Annotated in this window: 23 protein-coding genes and 1 tRNA gene; 12 read left to right on the top strand and 12 right to left on the bottom strand. The window is 67.7% G+C overall.

The window, feature by feature from the left end; genetic code table 11:
• Nucleotides 1–113 precede the first annotated feature (113 nt).
• A complete protein-coding gene (pepN, locus tag ACFCYE_RS07715; protein WP_376177696.1) occupies nt 114–2,666 on the bottom strand; it encodes an aminopeptidase N in 2,553 nt (850 codons plus the stop codon).
• Nucleotides 2,667–2,789: 123 nt separating this feature from the next.
• Here pepN and ACFCYE_RS07720 point away from each other — a divergent pair, with 123 nt between their 5' ends.
• The 6 genes from ACFCYE_RS07720 (at nt 2,790) to ACFCYE_RS07745 (ending at nt 9,237) form a co-directional block, all read left to right on the top strand.
• Nucleotides 2,790–3,974: a ferrochelatase gene (locus ACFCYE_RS07720; protein WP_376177697.1), complete on the top strand. Its 1,185-nt coding sequence runs from the start codon at nt 2,790–2,792 to the stop codon at nt 3,972–3,974.
• 43 nt (nt 3,975–4,017) lie between these two features.
• On the top strand, nt 4,018–4,503 hold the full coding sequence (locus ACFCYE_RS07725; RefSeq protein ID WP_376177698.1) for a ribose-5-phosphate isomerase: 486 nt from the start codon (nt 4,018–4,020) through the stop codon (nt 4,501–4,503).
• A gap of 1 nt (nt 4,504) precedes the next feature.
• Complete coding sequence (locus ACFCYE_RS07730) at nt 4,505–5,518, top strand: Fpg/Nei family DNA glycosylase (protein ID WP_376177700.1); 1,014 nt, start codon at nt 4,505–4,507, stop codon at nt 5,516–5,518.
• An 84-nt stretch (nt 5,519–5,602) separates the two neighbouring features.
• Complete coding sequence (locus tag ACFCYE_RS07735) at nt 5,603–7,081, top strand: alanine/glycine:cation symporter family protein (protein WP_376177701.1); 1,479 nt, start codon at nt 5,603–5,605, stop codon at nt 7,079–7,081.
• Nucleotides 7,082–7,132: 51 nt separating this feature from the next.
• A complete protein-coding gene (locus tag ACFCYE_RS07740; RefSeq protein ID WP_376177702.1) occupies nt 7,133–7,777 on the top strand; it encodes an FMN-binding negative transcriptional regulator in 645 nt (214 codons plus the stop codon).
• Nucleotides 7,774–9,237 carry an amidohydrolase gene (locus tag ACFCYE_RS07745; RefSeq protein WP_376177703.1) on the top strand — a complete coding sequence of 488 codons (1,464 nt, stop codon included), beginning with the start codon at nt 7,774–7,776 and terminating at the stop codon, nt 9,235–9,237. Before ACFCYE_RS07740 ends, ACFCYE_RS07745 begins: the two co-directional genes overlap by 4 nt.
• Nucleotides 9,238–9,304: 67 nt before the next feature.
• Here the strand turns inward: ACFCYE_RS07745 and ACFCYE_RS07750 are convergent, their stop codons facing one another.
• Nucleotides 9,305–9,790: a Dps family protein gene (locus ACFCYE_RS07750; protein WP_376177704.1), complete on the bottom strand. Its 486-nt coding sequence runs from the start codon at nt 9,788–9,790 to the stop codon at nt 9,305–9,307.
• A gap of 140 nt (nt 9,791–9,930) precedes the next feature.
• Between ACFCYE_RS07750 and ACFCYE_RS07755 the strand changes: the two genes are divergently transcribed.
• The 3 genes from ACFCYE_RS07755 to ACFCYE_RS07765 all read left to right on the top strand — a co-directional run bounded on the left by ACFCYE_RS07755 (nt 9,931) and on the right by ACFCYE_RS07765 (nt 11,565).
• Nucleotides 9,931–10,467, top strand: coding sequence for a gamma carbonic anhydrase family protein (locus ACFCYE_RS07755; RefSeq protein WP_376177705.1), 537 nt, complete (start codon nt 9,931–9,933; stop codon nt 10,465–10,467).
• A gap of 31 nt (nt 10,468–10,498) precedes the next feature.
• Nucleotides 10,499–10,575 (top strand) — tRNA-Ile (locus ACFCYE_RS07760).
• 36 nt (nt 10,576–10,611) lie between these two features.
• Nucleotides 10,612–11,565, top strand: a complete 954-nt coding sequence (locus ACFCYE_RS07765) for an L-lactate dehydrogenase (RefSeq protein ID WP_376177707.1) — start codon at nt 10,612–10,614, stop codon at nt 11,563–11,565.
• A 3-nt stretch (nt 11,566–11,568) separates the two neighbouring features.
• On the opposite strand, the gene ACFCYE_RS07770 is transcribed toward ACFCYE_RS07765, so the two are convergent.
• Genes ACFCYE_RS07770 through ACFCYE_RS07780 form a run of 3 tightly spaced genes read right to left on the bottom strand, consistent with a single transcriptional unit; the run spans nt 11,569 to nt 12,874 of the window.
• Complete coding sequence (locus tag ACFCYE_RS07770) at nt 11,569–11,772, bottom strand: hypothetical protein (protein WP_376177709.1); 204 nt, start codon at nt 11,770–11,772, stop codon at nt 11,569–11,571.
• Complete coding sequence (locus tag ACFCYE_RS07775) at nt 11,769–11,945, bottom strand: hypothetical protein (RefSeq protein ID WP_376177711.1); 177 nt, start codon at nt 11,943–11,945, stop codon at nt 11,769–11,771. The genes ACFCYE_RS07770 and ACFCYE_RS07775 overlap by 4 nt, the downstream gene beginning before the upstream one ends.
• A 53-nt stretch (nt 11,946–11,998) precedes the next feature.
• A complete protein-coding gene (locus tag ACFCYE_RS07780) occupies nt 11,999–12,874 on the bottom strand; it encodes a helix-turn-helix domain-containing protein (protein WP_376177712.1) in 876 nt (291 codons plus the stop codon).
• A 101-nt stretch (nt 12,875–12,975) separates the two neighbouring features.
• On the opposite strand from ACFCYE_RS07780, the gene ACFCYE_RS07785 reads away from it, so the two are divergent.
• Nucleotides 12,976–13,656: an SDR family NAD(P)-dependent oxidoreductase gene (locus ACFCYE_RS07785; RefSeq protein ID WP_376177713.1), complete on the top strand. Its 681-nt coding sequence runs from the start codon at nt 12,976–12,978 to the stop codon at nt 13,654–13,656.
• Between the two features lie 24 nt (nt 13,657–13,680).
• Here ACFCYE_RS07785 and ACFCYE_RS07790 read toward each other — a convergent pair whose 3' ends face one another.
• Nucleotides 13,681–13,980 (bottom strand): hypothetical protein, encoded by a 300-nt coding sequence (locus tag ACFCYE_RS07790; protein WP_376177714.1) that lies wholly within the window; start codon nt 13,978–13,980, stop codon nt 13,681–13,683.
• A complete protein-coding gene (locus ACFCYE_RS07795; protein WP_376177715.1) occupies nt 13,980–15,977 on the bottom strand; it encodes a DUF262 domain-containing protein in 1,998 nt (665 codons plus the stop codon). Before ACFCYE_RS07795 ends, ACFCYE_RS07790 begins: the two co-directional genes overlap by 1 nt.
• 175 nt (nt 15,978–16,152) lie before the next feature.
• On the opposite strand from ACFCYE_RS07795, the gene ACFCYE_RS07800 reads away from it, so the two are divergent.
• Together ACFCYE_RS07800 and ACFCYE_RS07805 are read left to right on the top strand one after the other, a co-directional pair.
• Nucleotides 16,153–16,926 carry a hypothetical protein gene (locus ACFCYE_RS07800; RefSeq protein ID WP_318841139.1) on the top strand — a complete coding sequence of 258 codons (774 nt, stop codon included), beginning with the start codon at nt 16,153–16,155 and terminating at the stop codon, nt 16,924–16,926.
• A gap of 147 nt (nt 16,927–17,073) precedes the next feature.
• Nucleotides 17,074–17,577 (top strand): DUF3145 domain-containing protein, encoded by a 504-nt coding sequence (locus tag ACFCYE_RS07805; protein ID WP_376177716.1) that lies wholly within the window; start codon nt 17,074–17,076, stop codon nt 17,575–17,577.
• 133 nt (nt 17,578–17,710) lie between these two features.
• Here the strand turns inward: ACFCYE_RS07805 and ACFCYE_RS07810 are convergent, their stop codons facing one another.
• From ACFCYE_RS07810 to ACFCYE_RS07830, 5 genes are all read right to left on the bottom strand, one after another.
• Nucleotides 17,711–18,946 carry a beta-ketoacyl-[acyl-carrier-protein] synthase family protein gene (locus tag ACFCYE_RS07810; RefSeq protein ID WP_376177717.1) on the bottom strand — a complete coding sequence of 412 codons (1,236 nt, stop codon included), beginning with the start codon at nt 18,944–18,946 and terminating at the stop codon, nt 17,711–17,713.
• Nucleotides 18,947–19,042: 96 nt separating this feature from the next.
• Complete coding sequence (locus ACFCYE_RS07815; protein WP_017202249.1) at nt 19,043–19,291, bottom strand: acyl carrier protein; 249 nt, start codon at nt 19,289–19,291, stop codon at nt 19,043–19,045.
• A 68-nt stretch (nt 19,292–19,359) separates the two neighbouring features.
• Nucleotides 19,360–20,361 (bottom strand): beta-ketoacyl-ACP synthase III, encoded by a 1,002-nt coding sequence (locus tag ACFCYE_RS07820; protein ID WP_376177719.1) that lies wholly within the window; start codon nt 20,359–20,361, stop codon nt 19,360–19,362.
• Nucleotides 20,358–21,278 (bottom strand): ACP S-malonyltransferase, encoded by a 921-nt coding sequence (locus ACFCYE_RS07825; RefSeq protein WP_376177721.1) that lies wholly within the window; start codon nt 21,276–21,278, stop codon nt 20,358–20,360. The genes ACFCYE_RS07820 and ACFCYE_RS07825 overlap by 4 nt, the downstream gene beginning before the upstream one ends.
• Nucleotides 21,279–21,363: 85 nt before the next feature.
• Nucleotides 21,364–22,557, bottom strand: coding sequence for a PucR family transcriptional regulator (locus ACFCYE_RS07830; RefSeq protein WP_376177723.1), 1,194 nt, complete (start codon nt 22,555–22,557; stop codon nt 21,364–21,366).
• Between the last annotated feature and the right edge of the window lie 24 nt (nt 22,558–22,581).

A 22,581-nucleotide genomic window follows, 5' to 3' on the forward strand; every position in this document is an offset into this window, starting at 1 on the left:
GGCCGGTTCAGGGGCGGTTTGGAGAGGGAGCAGAGGCACCTCCCGATCCTACCGATCGGGCCTCTGCATCGGCTGGATCAGCGATGCAGAGGCCCGATTCGAGCAGGTCGCGCTCAGCGCTCCTCGTCGCGGCTCTGAGCCGCGAGCGAGCGTTCGACGTCCGCGAGATTCTCGTTGACGAGGCGTCGCAGCGCCGGCGCGGCATCGGCATTGGCGGACAGCCACGCACGCGTGGCGTCGCGCAGCTCGCGGCTCGCGAGAGCGGTCGGGTACAGCCCGACGACCAGGTAGTTCGCGATCTGGTAGGTGCGCGACTCCCAGATCGGCAGCAGCATGTCGAAGTAGGCCGGCACGAATTCGCCGAGCACCTCGACGCCGGCCGGGTGCACGAATCCGAGCGCGGTGGCGCGGATGATCGTGTTCGGCGCGTCATCCGATTCGACCAGCGAAGCCCACGCGGCCTTCTTGTCGGCGACGGTCGGCAGTGCAGCCCGTGCCTGAGCGGCGAACTCGGCGCCCTTGGACGTGTTGTCGGCGGCGAGAGCGGCGTCGACGGATGCGGCATCCGTCGCACCGATCGTCGCGAGTCCGACGAGCAGCTGCCACGACAGGTCGGTGTCGATCTCGAGACCTGGCAGGGTCTCCTCACCCGAGCGCAGGCGACCGACGATGCCGGCGTGCTCGCCCGTGACGAGGTTGCCGGCGAAGGCGGTGACGAACTGCAGCTGACTGTCGCTGCCGCCCTGCGCGTTCTGCGCGAGTTCCCACAGACCGTCGGCGACCTTCTGACGCGCGGCGGCGCGGTCAGCCGGCGCGACGTACAGGGTCGCGGCCGTGCGCAGCTGGGCGAGCGTTGTGCGTACCGTCGTCGACTCGGTCTCACGGCCGATGTTGCCCAGGACGAGGTCGATGTAGTCGGACGCAGCGCTCTCGGCGTCGCGGGTCTGATCCCAGGCGGCACCCCAGACCAGCGAACGCGCGAGCGGGTCCGCGATGTCGGCGAGGTGCGCCACAGCGGTGGCGAGCGAGCGGTCGTCGAGGCGGATCTTCGCATACGCGAGGTCGTTGTCGTTGAGCAGCACGAGATCCGGACGCTTGATGCCCTTGAGCTCGGGCACCTCGGTGCGGTCGCCGTCGACATCGATCTCGATGAAGTGCGTGCGAGTGAGGAATCCGTCGACGAGGTCGTAGAATCCGATGCCCAGGCGGTGCGGGCGGATCGTCGGGTAATCGGCCGGTGCGGTCTGGGTGACGGCGAAACGGCTGATCTTGCCGTCGACATCCTCTTCGACGATCGGCGCGAGCGTGTTGACGCCGGCCGTCTCCAGCCACTTCTTCGACCAGGTGCTGAGCTCGCGGCCGCTGGTCGCCTCGAGCTCCGTGAGCAGATCGCTCAGCTCGGTGTTGCCCCACGAGTGCTTCTGGAAGTATTGGGAGACGCCGGCGAAGAACGCCTCGATTCCCACCCAGGCGGCGAGCTGCTTGAGGACGGACCCGCCCTTCGCGTACGTGATGCCGTCGAAGTTGACCTGGACATCCTCGAGGTCGTTGATCTCGGCGACGATCGGGTGCGTGGAGGGCAGCTGGTCCTGGCGGTACGCCCAGGTCTTCTCCATCGCGTTGAAAGTCGTCCAGGCTTCGGTCCACTCGGTGGCCTCGGCCGTGGCGATGGTCGACGCCCACTCGGCGAACGACTCGTTCAGCCACAGGTCGTTCCACCACTTCATGGTGACGAGGTCGCCGAACCACATGTGCGCGAGCTCATGCAGGATCGTGACGACGCGACGCTCCTTGACGGCATCCGTCACCTTGCTGCGGAAGACATAGGTCTCGGTGAACGTCACGGCGCCCGCGTTCTCCATCGCGCCCGCGTTGAACTCGGGGACGAAGAGCTGGTCGTACTTCGCGAACGGATACGGCACGCCGAACTTCGATTCGAAGTACTCGAAGCCCTGGCGCGTCTTCTCGAAGATGTAGTCCGCGTCCAGGTGCTGCCAGAGGCTCTTGCGCCCGTACACGCCGAGCGGGATGACGCGACCCGACGCGCTCGTCAGTTCGGAGAACGTCGCCTCGTAAGGACCCGCGACCAGTGCGGTGATGTACGACGAGATCCGCGGGGTGGGCTCGAACCCCCAGGTCGCGGTGCCCTTGTCGTCGTGGACGATCGGCTCAGGAGTGGGGGAGTTCGAGACGACCTTCCATGCGCCCGGCGCGGTGACCGTGAACTGGAACGTCGCTTTGAGGTCCGGCTGCTCGAACACGGCGAACACGCGGCGGGAGTCCGGCACCTCGAACTGGGAGTAGAGGTAGACCTCGCCGTCCACCGGGTCGACGAAACGGTGAAGGCCCTCGCCGGTGTTGGTGTACTCGCAATCGGCGTCGACGACGAGCACGTTCTCGTCCTGAAGGTCGGCCAGGGCGATGCGCGACTCGGCGAAGACCTCGCTCGGGTCGAGCTGCTCACCGTTCAGCGAGATCTCGCGGACCTCGCGCGCGATCAGATCGATGAAGGTGTAGCTGCCGGGCTGGGCGGTGAATCGCACCACGCTGCGCGATCCGAACACCTCCTCGCCCTTGGTCAGGTCCAACGAGACCTGATACGACTGCGTGTCGATGAGGGCTCGACGCTCCTGCGCTTCGATACGGGTGAGATTCTCTCCAGGCACAGCTTTTCTCCCAGGGGTCAGGGGGTGCGACCGCTCCACGACGCTGCTGGCGCCGACGGCAACCATGACAGCCTACGCCAGGACACGGCCGAGGCGAACGCCCGGAGGTGCAAGGATGGAGGGGTGACTGCGAGCGCCTCTTCTCCTGTTCCCTTCGCTTCGCCTGCTGCGGCCGGTGGCGTCCCGTTCGTCGAGACCGCCGTCGCGTACGACGGCATTCTGCTCGCCGGGTTCGGTGGGCCTGAGGGCCAGGACGACGTCATCCCGTTCCTGCGCAACGTCACCCGCGGCCGGGGCATCCCCGACGAGCGTCTCGAAGAAGTCGCCCATCATTATCGGCACTTCGGCGGGATAAGCCCGATCAATGCCCAGAATCGAGAGCTGAAGGCGGCACTCGAGGCGGAATTGGATCGCCGGGGGATCGATCTTCCGGTCTACTGGGGCAATAGGAACTGGACGCCCTACCTGGCGGATGCCGTCCGCGACGCGGCCGCGGCGGGGGACACCTCGTTGCTCGCGTTCGCGACGAGCGCCTACAGCTCGTTCTCCAGCTGCCGGCAGTACCGCGAGGACTTCGCCAGGGTGCTCGAGGAGACAGAGCTGGGCGAGACGGTGACGATCGACAAGATCCGGCCCTTCTTCGACCATCCCGGCTTCGTCGAGGCGTTCCTCGTGGGCGTGCGCTCGGCGATCGAGACGTTCCTCGCCGATGGCATCGCCGCCGACGCGATCCAGGTCCTGTTCTCGACTCACAGCGTGCCGACGGATGACGCCGTGCGCTCCGGCCCGAGGGATGTCGACTGGGGGCCCGGTGGCGCGTACGCCGCGCAGCACGAAGCCGTCGGAGCGTGGGTGATGGACCGCATCGAGGCGGAGGCTCCCAGCGCCGGGGCCGTGGCATGGGAACTCGTCTACCAGTCCCGCTCCGGGCCGCCGACGCAGCCGTGGCTCGAGCCCGACGTCTGCGACGTGATCGGCGAACTGCCCGGACGCGGCAAGACCGCCGTCATCGTGGTGCCCCTCGGATTCATGAGCGACCACATGGAGGTGCTGTGGGACCTCGACACGGAGGCGGCCGAGGCCGCTGAAGAGGCCGGTCTCGCATTCGTGCGGACACCGACCCCGGGTGTCTCGCCCGCATTCGTGGAGGGCATCGTCGACCTCGTGCAGGAGCGCCTCGAGGGGCGCGCTGCGGCCGATCGTGCGCACGTGACGGAGCTCGGACCCTGGTACGACGTCTGCCGCCCAGGATGCTGTGAGAACATCCGCGCCGGTTTCAAGCCGGCGGCCGCCGGTCTCGTCCCGTAACGCGCATCCTCAGCGCCTTCGGGCCGTCAATAGGATGGGAACCATGCGCATCCATATCGCCACCGATCACGCGGGTCTCGACTTCTCCACCCAGCTGCAGGACCATCTCCGCGGTGCCGGTCACGAGGTCGTGGACCACGGGCCCGTCGAGTACGACGCACTGGATGACTACCCCGCCTTCTGCATCCGGGCGGCGCAGGCCGTGGTGAGCGACCAGCGTGACGGCGTCGAGGCGCTCGGTGTCGTCTTCGGCGGCTCGGGCAACGGTGAGCAGATCGCTGCGAACAAGGTCGAGGGGATCCGAGCCGCGCTGGTGTGGAACCTGTCGACGGCCGAGCTCGCCCGCGAGCACAACGATGCGAACGTCATCTCGATCGGCGCGCGTCAGCACTCCTTCGACGAGGTCGTGAGCTTCATCGATCGTTTCGTCGCCACCCCGTTCTCGAACGATGAGCGCCACGTCCGCCGTATCGGGCAGATCGCGGACTACGAGCGCGACGGGTCGCTGCTTCCGGACCCGAGGGGCTGACATGCCCGAGGGGCATTCCGTCCACCGGATCGCGCGCCAGTTCGCTCGGAACTTCGTCGGCAAGCGGCTGACAGCGTCGAGCCCTCAGGGGCGCTTCGCCGATGGCGCAGCCGTGCTCGACGGACGTGAGGCGCTGAGCGTCCAGGCCGTCGGCAAGCAGATGTTCCTCGAAGCCGAGGGCGATGTCTGGCTGCGTGTGCACCTCGGTCTGTACGGCGCGTGGGATTTCGCCGGGGAGATCCTGGTCGATCCGACGATCGCATCGGCGAACGGTCGGATGGGCCAGACCAATCAGCGAGGCACCGAGCTCGGCGAAGCAGCGCAAGACGACGCCATCCTCGATGATGCGGGGGAGAATTCGCTGGCGTCGATCGGCGCGCCTCGGCGCGCCCGCGTGCACGTGCGGATGTCCGAGCAGACCAGGGGGCTCGCCGACGACGGGGCCGAATGGCCACCTCCCGTGGTGGGGCAGGTGCGGCTCCGGCTGATGACCGACATCACGTGCGCCGACCTCCGCGGTCCGACCGCGTGCGTGCTGCAGACGCCGGAGGAGATGCTCGCCACCGTCGCGAAACTCGGCCCCGACCCGCTCGTCGGAGACCCGGATGAGGGCGAGGAGCGGTTCGTGCGGGCCGTGGGCAGGAAATCGACGGCGATCGCGCTGCTGCTCATGGACCAGGCCGTGGTCAGCGGCATCGGCAACGTGTACCGGGCTGAGATGCTCTTCCGCGCTCGTCTGAATCCGCACACGCCGGGCCGCGCGGTGCCCGAGGAGCTGGTGCGCGAACTGTGGCGTGATTGGGTGCGTCTGCTGGCGATCGGGGTCGAGACCGGCCAGATGATGACGATGGACGATCTGTCCTCCGAGCAGTACCGTGCGGCGATGGCGAGTCGGGACGATCGGCACTGGGTGTACCACCGTGCAGGGCTGCCGTGCCGGATCTGCGGTACCGAGATCGCCCTCGAGGAGATCGGCGCGCGCAAGCTGTACTGGTGTCCGTCCTGCCAGGCCTGATTGTCGACGCGACGGCAGGTCGTACTCGACCCTGAGCGTTCGCTGTGCGACTATTTCGTGCACCGACGCACGATAGGAGCTTCCATGGACCTCACCGGAGTCGAAGGATTCCTCTCCTGGCTCAGCGGGATCATCTGGGGGCCGTTCGTCCTCATCCCGTTGCTGCTGGGCACCGGCCTGTACCTCACGATCCGTCTGGGCGGGCTTCAGTTCCTGAAGCTCGGCTCTGCCCTGCGCCTCGGCCTGTTCACCCGTAAGGACCCCGATTCGGACGGTGACATCTCGCAGTTCCAGGCGCTGACAACCGCCCTGGCGGCGACGGTCGGCACGGGCAACATCGTCGGCGTGGCGACCGCGATCGGCATCGGAGGGCCCGGCGCCCTGTTCTGGATGTGGATCACCGGTCTGCTGGGCATGGCCTCCAAGTACTCCGAAGCCTTCCTCGGCGTCCGGTTCCGCAAGACGGATGCCGCCGGTGAGAAGTCCGGTGGACCCCAGTACTACCTCGAACGAGGGATTCCGAACCGGTTCGGCAAGTTCCTCGCGCTGTTCTTCGCGATCGCCGCGGTGATCGCGTCGTTCGGCATCGGCAATATGACGCAGGGCAACTCGATCGCCTCCAACATGGAGAACAGCTTCGCTGTGCCGACCTGGGTCACGGGGCTGGTGCTCACCGCCTTCGCCCTGGTCGTCCTGGTCGGCGGCATCAAGTCGATCGGGCGGGTGACCGCCGGTCTCGTGCCGATCATGATCATCTTCTACGTGCTGGGCGCCCTCTACATCCTCATCGTGAACATCGCCGATGTCCCCGCAGCCTTCGCGCAGATCTTCACCGACGCGTTCACGGGAACCGCGCCTATCGGCGGATTCGCCGGATCCGCGATCATCATCGCCGTCCAGTTCGGCGTCGCCCGCGGCATCTTCTCGAACGAGTCGGGCATGGGCTCGGCGGCCATCGCGGCCGCCGCCGCGAAGACCAGCCATCCGGTGCGGCAGGGGTTGGTCTCCATGACGCAGACATTCATCGACACGATCATCGTCGTCACCTGCACCGGGCTCGTGATCATCACCACGGGCGTGTGGAACATGACCGACCCGGAGACCGGCGAGCCGATCAGCCCGGCGCTGATGACCGGCGAGGCCTTCTCGCACGGGCTTCCGGGCGAATGGGGCCACTACATCGTCACGATCGGCCTCGTGATGTTCGCGGGGTCGACGATCCTCGGGTGGTCGTACTACGGCGAGCGCTGCATCGAACGCCTTCTCGGGCGCAAGGCCGTGATGCCCTTCCGGGTCGTGTTCTCCCTGGTGGTGTTCATAGGCTGCACGGTCCAGCTGGGCGTCGTCTGGGCGTTCTCGGACGTCATGAACGGTCTGATGGCGTTGCCGAACCTCATCGGCCTTCTCGTGCTTTCCGGCCTCATCGCCCGCGAGACGAAGAAGTACCTCGCGAACGATCCGAAGCTTCGAGCCAGCACGGCAGAGGTCAACGCCTTCATGGCCGGCGACAAGGGCTTCGAGGAGTGGAAGACCCAGGCCATCCCGGTCGTCGGGACGAAGTAGCCGCGAGGGGGGTCGGCCGTCGGTCCGGCCACCCGGTCGTAGTCTGGTCGTATGCGTCAGAACCCCAGCTTCACCCTCGCCGATATCGTCGAGATGCGACGCGTGATCGAGCTCAACCCGTGGGCGACCCTCGTCAGCGCAGGCGATGCCGGACTCGTCGCGTCGCACTACGCCGTGATGCTGGACGAGGACCGCGACGACCTGACCGTCGTCGGACACGTCGGCCGGCCCGATGACATGATCCACGGCATGGGCGAACGCGAACTCCTGGTCGCCTTCCAGGGCCCGCACGGGTACATCTCACCGGGATGGTACGACCAGGAGACCGCGAGCGTTCCGACGTGGAACTACACAGCGGTGCACCTCTCAGGAGTTCCGGAGATCCTCGGCACCGAGGAGAACCTCCGCATCCTGGACAGGCTCGTCGAACGCTTCGAGTCCCGGATGCCCGATCCTCGTCTCATGTGGCAGCGCCCCAATGACGAGGCGTTCGTGCGCCGGCTGGAGGCGGGCACCGTGGGGTTCCGCCTCACACCGACCAGAGTGGTCGCGAAGCGGAAGTTGAGTCAGAACAAGGATGCCGCGACGATCGAGAACGTGATCGCCGAGCTGCAGGGCGACGGCGCGTACGCCAACCCGGCGCTGGCCGCCGAGATGCGCCGGGCGCAGGATGCTCGAATCAGGGCGGTCTCGTGATCGGGGCGCATGCCGACGCGCTGCGAGCGGTGCGGATCGCCGGGCCGGGGCGCGAGTTCCTTTTCGACGACGAACCGGTCGATGTGCTGATCCGCGACGGCCGGATCGCCGACATCGCGCCGACGGGTGCGGTCGCGCTGGACGGAGAGGTTCTGGATGCGCAGGGGGCCTGGGTCGTTCCCGGGCTCTGGGACCATCATGTGCACGCCGTGCAATGGGCGCTGGCGTCCGAGCGGACCTGGCTGGGGGATGCGGGATCGGCGCGGGAGGCCGCAGCGTTCATGTCGGCCGTGCCGACGCGTCCCGACGGACGCCGCATCGGCACAGGATTCCGCGACGCGCTCTGGTCGGACGCGCCGGACCTCGAGATTCTGGACTCGGCGACCGCCGGCGTTCCGACGTATCTCATCAACGCGGACGTGCACAGTGTGTGGCTGAACTCGGCGGCGCTCGCTCGTGAAGGATTCCGGGCGCCCGACGGGGTGCTCCGCGAGGAGGATGCGTTCGAGATCTCCCGGCGACTCAACGCCGTCGACCCCGCCCACGCCGACAGGGCTGTGCGCGCTGCGGGGGAACAGGCGGCCGCGCGGGGAATCACCGGCATCGTCGATTTCGACATGGCGTGGAACGCGGATGCCTGGGCGCGGCGGCTCTCAGCGGGATTCGACGCCCACCGCGTCGAGTTCGCCATCTATCCCTCGGACCTCGAGCGCGCGACAGCGACCGGCCTGCGGACCGGCGATGCGGTCGGCTCCAGCGGCCTCGCGAAGGTGGGGCGGCTGAAGGTCATCAGCGACGGGTCGCTGGGCACCAGGACGGCGGCCTGCTCGCACCCGTACCCTGGGGAGGGGCGCGGCGTGATGACGGTGGAGCAGCCTGAACTGATCGAGTTGCTCGCGCGCGCGGCCGGGGCGGGACTCGAAGCATCAGTGCATGCGATCGGTGATCGTGCGGCGTCGTCGGCGCTGGAGGCCTTCTCGCACGCGGGAGCCGCCGGGACGATCGAGCACGCGCAGCTTCTGCGCCACGCGGACCTCTCGCGCATGGCACGGCTCGGCCTGGCCGCCAGCATCCAGCCGCAGCACGCGCTGGACGACCGCGACATGGTCGCGCGCCTCTGGGCCGAGCAGACCGCGCTCGCCTACCCGATGGCGTCGCTTGTGCGCGCCGGTATCGAGGTGCGCCTCGGGTCCGATGCTCCCGTATCGCCGCTGGAGCCGTGGGCGGCGATCGCCGCCGCCGTGACGCGAACGGATGATGATCGGGAACCCTGGCAGCCGGACGAACGACTGAACGTCGATGAGGCGATCGATGCGAGCGTGCGCTCGGCCGTGCGGCCTGGCGACCCCGCCGACCTCGTGGTGTGCGGCGCCGACCCGCGCACGGCGGACGGCCCGGATCTGCGCCGCATGCCGGTGCAGGCCACGCTTCTGGGCGGCCGGATCACGCACGTCCGCTGACAGGTGCGCCCGCGGCCCGATACGACGAATGCCCCGGGGAGCATCCCCGGGGCATTCGAGTCAGTGGTTACGCGGCGACGTGGGCGACGAGGAACCAGCGGTCCTTCTCGAGGCCGCGCATGATCTCGATCGCGACGTCCTGGCTGGTCAGATCGATCTCGTCGAGACCCTCGATGGCGGCCTTCGTGTCCACGAGGATCGCATCGATGTCCGCGACGATCGAGCGGATGATCTCGTCGGACTGCGCGAAGCCTGCGGGAACAGGGGTGTTCGGAGTCTTCGCTGCGACGGCGGCGACGCGCGCGTCGATCGGCAGCCCCAGGGCCACGATGCGCTCCGCCGCAGTGTCGGCGAAGTCGCCCGCGTGGGCGACGATCGTGTCGAGCAGCTCGTGGACACCGATGAAGTTGGCGCCGCGCACGTGCCAGTGCGCCTGCTTGCCGTTGATCGTGAGGGCCTGAAGGCCGAGCACGACCGGCGAGAGGAACTGCGCTGCCGCTGCGGCCACCGTGGGGTCGCTGGCGGTGGTGGAGATGGTCTGTGCCTTGCTCATTCTGGTTCCTCCCGGACGTCTTCTTCGTACCTGTTGAACACAACCGTACTCAGCCTCAGACATTCCGCAAGCAAGCTGAGGCTCGGCTTACGACCCCGGAATCCCGCGGAATTCCGGGCGTGTGAGGGTAGTCTCGCCTTATGAGCATCTCGCCTACGGCATCCATCATCGCCCTCCCGGAGCGGACGCCGACGATCGCGGACGATGCGTTCGTCGCGGACGGTGCGCGCGTCGTCGGCGCTGTGACTCTCGAAGACGGTTCCAGCATCTGGTACAACGCCGTCCTCCGTGCGGACTCGGCTTCCATCACGGTCGGGGCGGGCAGCAACCTGCAGGACAACGTCTCCGTCCACGTGGACAGGAGGCATCCGACGATCATCGGACGCCAGGTCTCGGTCGGGCACAACGCCGTCGTCCACGGCTGCAAGATCGGCGACGGCTCACTCGTGGGCATGGGAGCCGTCGTGCTCTCCGGTGCGGTGATCGGTGCCGGATGCCTCATCGCCGGTGGTGCCGTCGTGCTCGGCGGCACCGAGATCCCCGATGGTTCGCTGGTCGCAGGTGTCCCCGCCAAGGTGCGCCGCACGCTCACGGATGACGAGAAGGCGGGGCTGCTCGCGAACGCCGAGATCTATCTGGAGCACGTGCGCACCCACGAGGCCGCGGTCGCTCTGTAGTCTCCCTCGGCACCGATAAGCTGGTCTGCACGGGGCCGTGGCCAAGCTGGTCAAGGCAGCGGGCTCATAACCCGACGATCGTGGGTTCAAGTCCCACCGGCCCCACCACTCGTCTCGGCGACCGCTGCCTGACAGACTGTGCGCATGGCAGTCATCGAGAATTCGAAGGTCACCATCGTGGGCGCCGGGAGCGTGGGGTCCAGCGTGGCGTACGCCGCGCTGATCAGGGGCTCCGCACGCCACGTGGCACTGTACGACATCGACACCGCGAAGGTCGACGCCGAGGTGCTCGACCTCGCCCATGGCACCCAGTTCACCGGTTCGAGCGATGTCATCGGCGGCAGCGACATCTCGGTCGTGGCGGGCTCTCACGTCGTGGTCATCACGGCAGGGGCGAAGCAGAAGCCCGGTCAGACACGGATCGAACTGGCGGCTGTCAACGCGGGCATCATCCGCGGCATGATGCCCCGGCTGCTCCACGTGGCACCGGACGCGATCTACGTCATCGTCACGAACCCCTGCGACGTCCTCACCGTGCTCGCGCATGAGGCGACCGGGCTGCCGCGCGAGCGGATCTTCGCCTCCGGAACGGTGCTGGACACGTCCCGCCTTCGGTGGAAGCTGGCTGAACGCGCCGGGGTATCGACGTCGAGCGTGCACGCGTACATCGTCGGAGAGCATGGCGACACCGAGTTCCCCCTGTGGTCGAAGGCCACGATCGGCACCGTGCCGATTCTCGAGTGGGAGGCCCCGGGGCATCCACGAATCAGCCGCGAAGAACTGGACGCCATCGCCGTGGATGTCAGAGACGCCGCGTACACCGTCATTCAGGGCAAAGGCGCGACAAACTACGCGATCGGGCTTTCCAGCGCGCGGATCATCGAGGCCATCCTCGGCGATGAGCACGCGGTGTTGCCGGTGAGCACCGTGCTGGACGACTTCCACGGTGTCGACGGGGTCGCTCTGTCGCTCCCTTCGATCGTGAGCGCGGCCGGCGCTGTGCCGATCCGCGCCACGACCTTGTCGGATGAGGAGTCATCGTCGCTCCGGCTTTCCGCTGACGCGCTTCGCCGGGTCGCCGCGTCGTTGCGCGACTGACGGTCAGCCCTCGTCGTCCGCCTCAGGCTCGACCTGTGGTCGGCCGACGATGCCGATGCCGACGGCCTCGTGGCTCGGCTCGTCCTCATCCCGCGACGGCGCCTGCGGCTCCTCCGACGGCTCCTTCTCGGCGCTCGGCTCTGTCAGCTCGTCGTCCGACGGCATCTCCTCGCCGGCCTGTTCCTCCGGTGTCCCCGGAGAGGTCATGAGTCCGCGTCCGGATCGCCCGCCGCCAGACGGTCGGCCTCGGCGCTGTCGATCTGATCGGCATCGATGTCCTCGTCGAGGACCTCCTCGCCGTCGACTTCGCGCGTGACGGTCTCCTCCGCATCCGCACCGTCCGGCTGAATCGGGAACGGGGAGGAAAACTGGTTCGACATGATCGGCTCCTTCCGTGATGTGCTCTCACGGTACGAGCGGGCGATGTTTTCTCCTAGCGGGTTGACGCGCTCGGTCCCGCGGAGTACGCCGCTGGGTCCCTCGAGGGCGACTGCGATCCGACGACACGCAGCAGGTCGAGCTTGCGCTCGGCTTCCGAGCCGGGCTCGACCGTGTAGACAACGATGCGCAGGTCGCCGCTGTCCGGAGCGCTCAGGATGTCGCAGTCGATGATCACGTCGCCGACGGTATCGGTGTGCACGATCTTCTGGCTGGAGTGCTGCTTCGCGACCTCCGTGTGCGCCCAGAGCGTCGCGAAGGACTCCGAGGACTCCAGAAGTCGATCGACAAGCAGGCGCAGGCGAGGATCGTCCGGATAGCGTCCGGTGACCTCGCGCAGATCCGCGACGAGTCCCGCCCGGAACTTCTCCTCGCCGCCGTCATGACTGACCCCCACATCCTCGTCGACGAAGACACGCCACAGCAGATTGATGCGCATCCCCGTCTCGGCCGAAGGATCGGCGAAAAGCGCATCCCACAACGGGCTCGCCCACAGCAGATCCTGCGCTGCGCTGAAGATCGCGACCGGCAGCGACCCGAGCCGTTGGACGATCCGCTGCACGCCGGGGCCGATGTGCGTCGGAACCGTCGCCGGGTTCGGGACGGGAGCACCGGCGAGGCGATACAGGTGGTCGCGTTCATCGACGCTGAGCTGCAGAGCGCGTGCGAGAGCTCCGAGCAGTTGCGGCGAGGGGTTCGTCGCCCGTCCCTGCTCCATTCGCACCAGGTAGTCGACGCTCACGCCGGCGGCGAGTGCGAGTTCTTCGCGCCGCAGCCCTCTGGTGCGACGATTCGCGCCCTGAGGGAGCCCGAGCTGGCGCGGTTGGACCCGGTCGCGCCACGCGCGCAGGACGGTTCCGAATTCTTCCATCCATCCATCATCCCGTCGCCGCAGCAGGTGCGGGTGGTCCTGCGAGACCTACCGTCGACGGGGGCCTGGTGACTGGCCGCTGCAGCGCTGAAGCTGAGCACATGACAACGACACTCATCACAGGAGCGAATCGCAGCCTCGGTCTCGAGACGGCACGACGTCTGGTCGGGGCGGGCCATACGGTCTACGCGGGTATGCGAGATCTGAGCACCCGCGCGGACGCCGAAGCCATCGGAGCGATACCGATCGAACTGGACGTGACCGATCAGCGCAGCGTCGATCAGGCGGCGGCGGACCTGCCGGAGCTGGACGTCCTGGTCAACAACGCGGGCATCCTCGGCGGCGGCCTTGACGTCGATGACCTCGACGCGGACGTGCTCCGCGACGTGCTGGAGACGAACGTCGTCGGGCTGGTCCGCGTCACGCAAGCGCTTCTTCCACTGTTGCGTCTGTCGTCGGCTCCGGTGATCGTCAATGTCGCGTCCGGCGTGGGCTTTCCCCGTCGCTTGGCGACACCCGGCGCGGACGAGCACCCTGTGAAGGCGGTGCCCTACGCGAGCTCGAAGGCCGCCGTCATCGCTTTGACCGTGCAGTACGCGAAATCGCTCCCGGGCATGCGGATCAACGCGAGCGACCCCGGATACACGGCGACGGCGTTCAACCATCACTCCGGGCATCAGACCGTGACGGAGGGGACCGATGCGACGGTTGCGCTCGCCCAGCTCCCCTCGAACGGACCGACGGGTCAGTTCTTCGATCGGAACGGGATCATCGAGTACTGATCGCGGTCACAGGCGGCGCGTCGATCACAGCGGACGAGCCGTGATCGATTCGTCGCCGAGGTCCTTTCGCGCGGTGCGCAGGCATCTCGTGCACAGCAGCTCGACCGTGCGCGGATGGTTCTCGCCGCACGTGCAATCGATCGTCACCCGCCATTCGGCACGACGACCACAGGCGGCGTATGCCTCTTCGTCGCCGTGATCGCACTCGCACTCGCGCGGAGAGTCATCGTTCCAGCCGAGCGCGATGTCCGCGAACAGGCGCTCCAGCGGATCGACGGCAGCCTGCGCCGGCGCGGCGGACGGAGGCGGATTCTTCTGCCGCATCACATCACGTCGCCGATGTAGGAGTACTTCACGAAGACCTCCGCGGCGATGCCGGATTCCTCGAGCACGCCCTGCACCGCGCTCATCATGTAGTTCGAGTCCCACCCCATGTACAGGAAGTGCGAGCCGTCGAGCTCATCCCACTGGCCTTTCCAGGCCATCTCGTCGTAGATCGGGCCACCGCGACGCGCACTGTAGGAGAGCGCAGCGGCACGGTCATCCGTCCACGCGCGTCGGAAGACCCGATTGAACAGGTACTTCACGTCGCGCACGTCCCAGTGCTCGCCGCGATACTCGACGTACGAGAACTCCCGATCCCAGCCGGCAGGCCAGCCGCGCCGTCGCACCGCGTCGAGAATCGGAGTCAGTCCGTCGTCGTCGATCTCAGGCAGCTCGGGTCGTGCCCAGATCCGCACCAGATCGGCGGTCAGCCGCACGGTCCGCTGCGTGATCGCCGCCGTCCCCCAGCCGTTCGCCTCGGCGAGCGCTCGCGTGGCGGCGATCGAGCTGCGCGCGTAAGCATCGCGCTGCTTGTCCGGGAACGACGCCCCGAACACACCCTCGGCGAAGCGCTGCTCCAGCAGAGTGAGGTTGCCCAGTGTGGGAGCGAGCGCGCGATGGCTGTTCTGCTCGTCCTCGCTCAGCTCGCTCCAGATGCGCGTTCCGTCTCCGGACCAGGTGTCACCGGGCGCTGCGGGCACGATGTGCTCGAGGTCGAGTTCGGCGGCATCCTCGACGTCCTCGAGCCGAGCGAGCACGTATGCGGCGTGGGGGAGTTCGCCGTACTTGAGCACCGCGCTGACGCGCTCGTCGGATGGGGTGATGCGCGCGAACGCGCGCATCAGCGCGTCCCGTCCCGCTGTCCGCGCCCGGCACAGTCGGGCGATCAGACGCTCCGTCGGGAGATTGACGATCGCACGGCGCAGATACATCGCCTGCACCCACTCCAGGGTCTCGATGAGCTCGTCTCGCTCGATCAGCCCTCGAGAGTGGTCGCTGTAGGCGCTCATCACGAGGGGGTACGCCGCGCGCCCGAAGGTGTTCACGAACTCGAGCTGGCGGCGGATGACGGCGTCCCGCTCGCGTGACGGGTTCAGCAGAATTCCGTAGATCTCGGCGAAGTGGCGCCAGATCTCGGCATCCGCCTCGAGATGCGCGACATCCACGCGGGGGAACGAATGCCGGAACGCGCTGTACACGCCGTGCTCCCCGTTGGCCGCGACCTCGCGCCCCGTGCGCATGACGAGGTAGTGGCGCCAGAATGCGCCGATCGTCTCGCCCGTGTGCCGCTCGATCGGCAGCCAGAAGCGTTCTTCGACGTTCAGCTGCTCGGCGTGCGTGAGGCCCATCAGGATGTAATTGTGGATCAGCTCGTGATCACGCAGAGGCTCGCCGGTGGAGTTCAGGCTCTCGAAGATCTGCTGCGCGTTCGCCTGCGGCTCGAGCGTGATCGAGACGTGTTCCAGCTTCTTGAGGCCTCGCCAGATCCGGGGCGCCTCATCGGCGTGGACCTGGCTGCGGAAGAACGCGTAGTTGTCGTCGAACCGCGATTCACGATCGGCGTCGCCGCGCCGATCCAGCACGACGGTCTCGTAGAGTTCGGCCCAGGCGTGATGGGGGCGCAGCTTCGTCCTGCTGGCGTCGTCGGCTCGGACGAGTACGCGCTCGAGCTCCGAAGCCATGACCTCGTCGTGATCCCGCACCGCGTGGTGCAGGGCTGCGACCAGGAGCATGAGCGTCGTGATGCGCTGCTGGCCGTCGATGAGGATCAGATCGCGCTCGGACGCATCCTGCGCGGACAGGATCGATCCGATGAAGTGCCGGTGCGCATCGTCTTCGCCGGCCACGGCCCTGACGTCGGACAGCAACCGCTCGCACGCGCCGATGTCCCAGCGGTACTGCCGCTGATAGACCGGTACGACGATCGTCGTCCCGGGGGCGGCGAGCCATTCGATCGTGTTTACTGCGGTCGCTTCGACGTTGGTGGCCGTTGCCATGACTGAGTGATGCCTCCGGAAAGAGCGGGAGTCCGAGACCCGCCTGATCGAGTCTAGCCCTGGCCGATTTTGCACGGCCGAGCGCCGCAGCCCTCGTCGGCGTCGCTGTTAGGCTTGCCTTATCAGGGCCTGTTAAAACGTGCTGGCCCCCGATGAAAGGAACATGATCCAGATCATGGGATACATCAAGTCCGCTGCCCTCGAGGAGACCGGCTTCGTCGTCCTCGACAGCTACAACCAGGCGCTCGACCCCAAGGAATGGCTCGACATCGAGTACGTCGACTGGAAGTCCTCCGGCGATACCCGCTTCGCTCCGCTCGCGAGCGCCAAGGGCGAGATCGAGTGCAACGGATTCTGGAACCACAAGCCGCCGCGCACCGACAAGGACGGCGTCTGGATCGACGAGCAGACGGCCAAGGCGCCCAACCTGACGCGTCGCGCGCAGGAGCCCGGTGCCAATGTGGGTCGCTGCCGCGTCATCGAGCTGCAGCCGAACACGTACGGCGAGTGCCTGTACAACCTGCACCAGGACGACAACAACCGTCTGAACCCGGACGGCACCGGATGGGTCGTCCGCGGATTCTTCAACCTCACGGACGACAAGGACAGCTTCTTCGTCCTCCGGGAGAACCGCACCGACCCCGCAGGTGAGGTGCGCATCGCGCTCCCGGCCGGCGCCCAGCTCATCATCGACACGCAGCGGCTCTGGCACGCGGCGACGCATGTCGGCACCGAGCCGCGCTACAACCTCATCACGTCGTGGACCTCGGGCCCCGAGCTCGACGCCTACATCGAGAAGTACAACGGCACCAGCCAGCACACCCAGTTCGAGCTTCCGCAGGACGTGCTCGAGGCGGGTTACGCCGAGCAGGCACGCAAGGACGCCGCCCGTGCCGCGTATTACGCCGCGAAGGGCCAGCAGGTCAAGCAGGCCATGAGCGAGGCCTGAGCGGGTCCTCTTGTCACGAAGGCGGGAATCACATCCTTGTGATTTCCGCCTTCGTGCTGGAGAATGGGCGCATAACCGCATACTCTCGCCACTTCTTCGTGTGGTTCAGGTCGTTGGGGAAGACGCACCTGATGAAACGGAGAGATCATGGCGACGGCTTACGCACGCGGAGTGGTGTACATCCACTCCGCACCTCGCGCGCTCTGCCCGCACCTCGAATGGGCGGTGGGACGCGCTATCGGTCGTGCAGTGAACTTCGATTGGGCGGAACAACCCGTCCTCGAAGGATCCCGCCGTGCCGAGTTCTACTGGGACGGTCCGGTGGGCACCGGGGCCGCTCTCGCCACAGCGATCCGCGGCTGGGAGCATCTGCGCTTCGAAGTCACCGAGGACCCGACGCCGCGCAGCGACGGCGGACGCTGGCTGCACACACCGGATCTCGGCATCCATTACGCGCAGACGGATGCCGCGGGCAACATCGTCATCGGCGAGGACCGCATCCGCTACGCGATGGAGATCGCGGCCGGCAGCGCGATCGAACTGCAGCGCGAACTGGACGTCGCGCTCGGTTCCGCGTGGGATGAGGAGCTCGAGCCGTTCCGTCACGCCAGTGACGACGCACGAGTCGTCTGGCTGCACAAGGTCGGCTGAGCCGACGAGGACCTGGGCGGGAGGCGTCGGTATCGGATGCCGGTGAGTCATCCCGGACGCTGAGACAGCGAATCCCGCTCACACGAAAACGGCCCCCGGTTCGCCGGGGGCCGTTTCACGTGTCCGTGTCAGGTCAGCCGCTGTAGTCCGCGAACGCGACGACCGCGTTGTGGCCGCCGAAGCCGAACGAGTTGCTGATCGCGAGCTGCGGACCATCGCCGAGCGGCTGCGGTTCGCCGGAGACGCGCAACGGGATCTCGGGATCCTGGGTGGTCAGGTTGATGGTCGGAGGTGCCACACGGTTCCGGATCGCGAGCACCGTGAAGATCGCCTCCAGCGCACCGGTGCCGCCCAGCAGATGACCCGTGGAGGCCTTCGTCGCGGAGACGGGGACGTCGTGCACGCGGTCACCGATCACGTTCTTCAGTGCGGTGTACTCGTTCGGATCGCCGACGGGCGTCGAGGTCGCGTGCGCATTGACGTGGGTGATCTGGTCTGGCGTACGACCGGCGGTCTCGAGGGCGAGCTTGACCGCGCGGGTGGCGCCCTCCGGCGCGTTCGCGGTGATGTGATAGGCGTCGGCGGTGACACCACCGCCGACGAGCTCGGCGTAGATCGTGGCCCCGCGCGCCTTCGCGTGCTCCTCGGTCTCGAGGATGAGCACGGCCGCGCCCTCGCCCATCACGAACCCGTCGCGGTCGGCGGAGTAGGGACGCGAGGCGGTCGCAGGGTCGTCGTTGCGACGCGACAGCGCCTGCATCGACGCGAAGGAGGCGATCGTGATCGGGTGGATGGCGGATTCGGTGCCGCCGGCGATCACGACGTCTGCGAGACCGGCCTGCAGGTGCTCGTACGCGTTCACCAGAGACTCGGTGCTGGAGGCGCACGCCGAGGCGACGGTACGGGCGAACGCGCGTGCGGTGAAGTGCAGGGAGAGGTTGCCGGCTGCCGAGTTCGGCATGAGCATCGGGACCGTCATCGGCATGACGCGCCGGGGGCCCTTCTCACGCAGCGTGTCCCACGCGTCGAGCAACGTCCACACGCCGCCGATGCCGGTGGCGAAATCGACGCCGAGGCGCTCAGGGTCGACATCGGGCGATCCGGCGTCCTCCCATGCTTCCATGGCGGCGATGAGGGCGAACTGCGACGAGGGGTCGAGGCGCTTCGCCACGGGACGTGCGAGCACCTCCTCCGGGCGCACGATCGCCTCGGCGGCGAAAGTGACCGGCAGTTCGAGCTCGGCGACCCATTCGTGCTCGAGGCTGCGTCCTCCGGACATGCCGGCGAGCAGATTGGTCCAGTTCTCCGGAGCCGTGCCGCCGATGGCGGACGTGGCGCCGATGCCGGTGACGACGATGCGCTTGGTCATGGGGTGTGGTTCCTTCGAGCGGGAGTCGAGCGAATGGTGCGGCGCAAGCCGGAGGATGCCACGCCCGCTGGAGGCGGGAGTGGCATCCGTCAGGTCTTACTCCTGGCCGGCGACGATGAAGTTGACCGCGTCGCCGACGGTCTTGAGGTTCTTGACCTCGTCGTCCGGAATCGTCACGCCGAACTTCTCCTCGGCGTTGACGACGATCGTCATCATGGAGATCGAGTCGATGTCGAGGTCGTCGGTGAAGGATTTCTCGAGCGCGACCTCGGAGGCGTTGATGCCCGTCTCGTCGGTGATGAGCTCGGCGAGGCCTGCGAGGACCTCATCGTTGGTGAAAGCCATGTGGTCTTCCTCTTTCTTGCGGGTTGTTATCGGAACCGTGGAACAGTCTAGAGAACCGCGGGCACGGATCAGGGGAGGACGACGACCTGCGCCGCGAAGACGAGGCCTGCGCCGAAGCCGATCTGAAGTGCGAGACCACCGGACAGTTCGGGGTGCTCCGCCATCAGACGGTGGCTCGCAAGCGGAATCGAAGCGGCCGACGTGTTGCCCGTGGTTTCGATGTCGCGTGCGATCACCGTGGTCTCAGGGAGCTTCAGCTGCTTCGCGAACTCATCGATGATGCGCATGTTCGCCTGATGGGGGATGAAGGCGGCGAGGTCCGCCGCCTCGATGCCCGCGACGTCGAGCGCTTCGCGCGCGACCTTGGCCATCTCCCAGACCGCCCAGCGGAACACCGTCGGGCCCTCCTGGCGAAGCGTCGGCCAGGGTGCGACGCCGTCGCGGAACTCCGTGAGGGTGTGGTTCATGCCGACGGCGTCGGCCTTGGAGCCGTCCGAGCCCCACACGGCCGGTGCGATCCCCGGGGTCTCGCTGGGCCCGATGAGCGCGGCACCAGCGCCGTCACCGAGCAGGAACGAGATGCTGCGATCGGCGGGGTCGACGACATCGGAGAGCTTCTCGGTGCCGATGACGAGCGCGTAGCGCGCCGCGCCGGCGCGGATGAGGGCATCGGCCTGCGCGACGGCGTAGGCATATCCTGCGCATGCCGCGTTGATGTCATAGGCGGCCGCGGGGTTGGCACCCACGCGGTCGGCCACGATGGCAGACACCGACGGCGTCTGCTTCGGGTTGCTGATCGTCGCGACGATGACCAGGTCGACATCGGCGGCGTCCACGCCGCTGCGCTCGATCGCCTCGGCTGCGGCATCGGAGGCGAGGTCGATCGCGTCGGTCTCGGCGACGGCACGTGCGCGGGTGACGATGCCGGTGCGTTGGCGGATCCACTCGTCGCTCGAGTTGATCGGCTCGATGAGGTCCTCGTTGGGGACCGCGTTCTCACCGCGCGCCGCACCGAAGGCATAGATGCGGGTGTATGCGGGCCCTGTCATCTGCTGCAGGGTGGCGGTCATGCGGCTGCTCCGTTCAGCAGCTCTACCGCTGCGTCGAGGTCTTCGGGGGTCTTCACTGCGACGGTCGGCACGCCGCGGAGGCCGCGCTTGGCGAGTCCGGTGAGGGCGCCGGCGGGTGCCAGCTCGATGAGTCCTGAGATGCCGTTCTCGACGAATGAGGTCATGCACTGGTCCCACCGCACGGGGGACGCGACCTGGCCGACGAGCAGTTCGAGGGCGCGTGCGCCGTCCGTGACGACGGAACCGTCGCGGTTGGTCCACAGCCTGAGGGACGGATCGGATGCCGAGACAGCCTCGACGGCATCCCTGAGCGTCTCCACGGCCGCCTGCATGTAGGGGGTGTGGAAGGCGCCGGCCACCTGCAGCGGGATCACGCGTGTGCCCTTCAGGGGCTCCGCCGCGAGGGCATCGAGAGCGGAGAGAGCACCGGCGACGACGATCTGGCCGCCGCCGTTGTAGTTCGCCGGAGCGAGATCGAGCTCGGTGAGGCGGGCGAGCAGTGCGTCCTCGTCGCCGCCGAGCACGGCGCTCATGCCGGTGGGTTCCTTCGCGGCCGCATCCGCCATCGCCCGGCCGCGGATGCCGACCAGGCGCATGCCGGTCTCCGCATCGATCACATCGCTGCCGACGAGTGCGGCGATCTCGCCGACCGAGTGCCCGGCGATGCCATCGGCACGGCGGCCCGCTCTGGCGGCGAGCTCCTCACCCGCGATCAGCGACGCAGCGACGATCAGCGGCTGCGCGATGCGGGTGTCGCGGATCGTCTCGGCATCCGATTCGGTCCCGTGCAGGACGAGATCGACCTGCGCGGCCTCGGAGTACGCCGCAAGACGCTCCGCTACGCCGTCCAGTTCGAGCCAGGGGGAGAGGAAGCCGGGGGTCTGAGAGCCCTGTCCGGGGCAGGCGACGACAATCACCAGTCCAGTCTGCCAACGATCCGCCGCACATAGTGGGGGATCTCTCACAAGATTGCGAAGATCCCTTGTGTGTGGCGTACAGGGCTCAGCGCGGACGACGAGGGTTTGTGCGTCGCCTGGTCGGCTCGATCGTCCCGATCGAACCGAGGATGAGCGCCGTCTGCAGGATGAGGGCTTCGCGTGGACCCGTGGCATCCCAGCCGATGACCTCGCTCACTCGCTTGAGGCGATAGCGCACGGTGTTCGGATGAACGAACAGTTCTCGTGCTGTGGCCTCGAGCGAGCGGCCGTTGTCGAGGTAGCTCCACAGCGTCGTGACGAGGTCGGTCGAGTGCGCTTGCAGTGGGCGATGGATGCGTTCGATGAGGGTCTGCTTCGCCAGCGGATCTCCTGCGAGGGCCCGCTCGGGAAGGAGATCGTCCGCCTCGACCGGGCGCGGCGCTCCACGCCAGGCCCGCGCCACCGCGAAGCCGGCGAGGGCCGCGCGGGCGCTCTGCCCGGCGTCCACCAGGGCTGCGACTGCCGGACCGACGACGACGTAGCCGGGACCGAAGGACGGCTCGAGCCGCGTCGCGATCTCGTCGAACGCGAGCTCGTCGTCTTCGCCGTCCTGACCGGCATCCTGCGCACGGCCGACGACGAGGACCAGGCGCGATCCCTGCACGCCGACGAGCACATCGACGGCGAGCTTGCGGGCAGTGCGACGGACCTGATCGATGTCGAACTGCGCGGGTGTCGTGCCGACGATCACGCAGACTTCGCCATGGCCGTGCCAGCCGAGCGCCGCGATGCGGCTGGGCAGCTCCTCATCGGCCTCGCCCGTGAGGATCGAGTCGACGACGAGCGCCTCGAGGCGGGCATCCCAGAGTCCACGGGCTTCGGCAGCGCGGGCGTACACGTCGGCGGCCGCGAAGGCCACGTCGCGCGAGTAGAGCAGGATCGCCTCCCGCAGATGCTCGCCCTTGCCTGCGACTCGCTCCTCCGTCACTTCCACCGTCACACGGATCAGCTGCAGCGTCTGCTGGAGGCTGACGCTGCGCAGCAGCTCACGTGGGGCCGCGGCGAAGATGTCCGCCGCGATCCACGGCGTCGACGTCGGGTCGTCGTACCACTGGATGAACGAGGTGATGCCCGCCTGCGCCACCAGCCCGACCGCAGAGCGGCGGGCCGGTGGCATGTCGGCGTACCAGGGGAGCGTGTCTTCGAGGCGCTTGATCGTCACCGTCGCGATGTCGCCGGAGATCCGGCGCAGCCACGCGAGCGTCGCTGTCTTGTCCATCGAGGCGGGGGACGAGCCTGTCAC

This window comes from Microbacterium sp. NPDC056234, assembly GCF_042267585.1.
Taxonomy (GTDB): domain Bacteria; phylum Actinomycetota; class Actinomycetes; order Actinomycetales; family Microbacteriaceae; genus Microbacterium.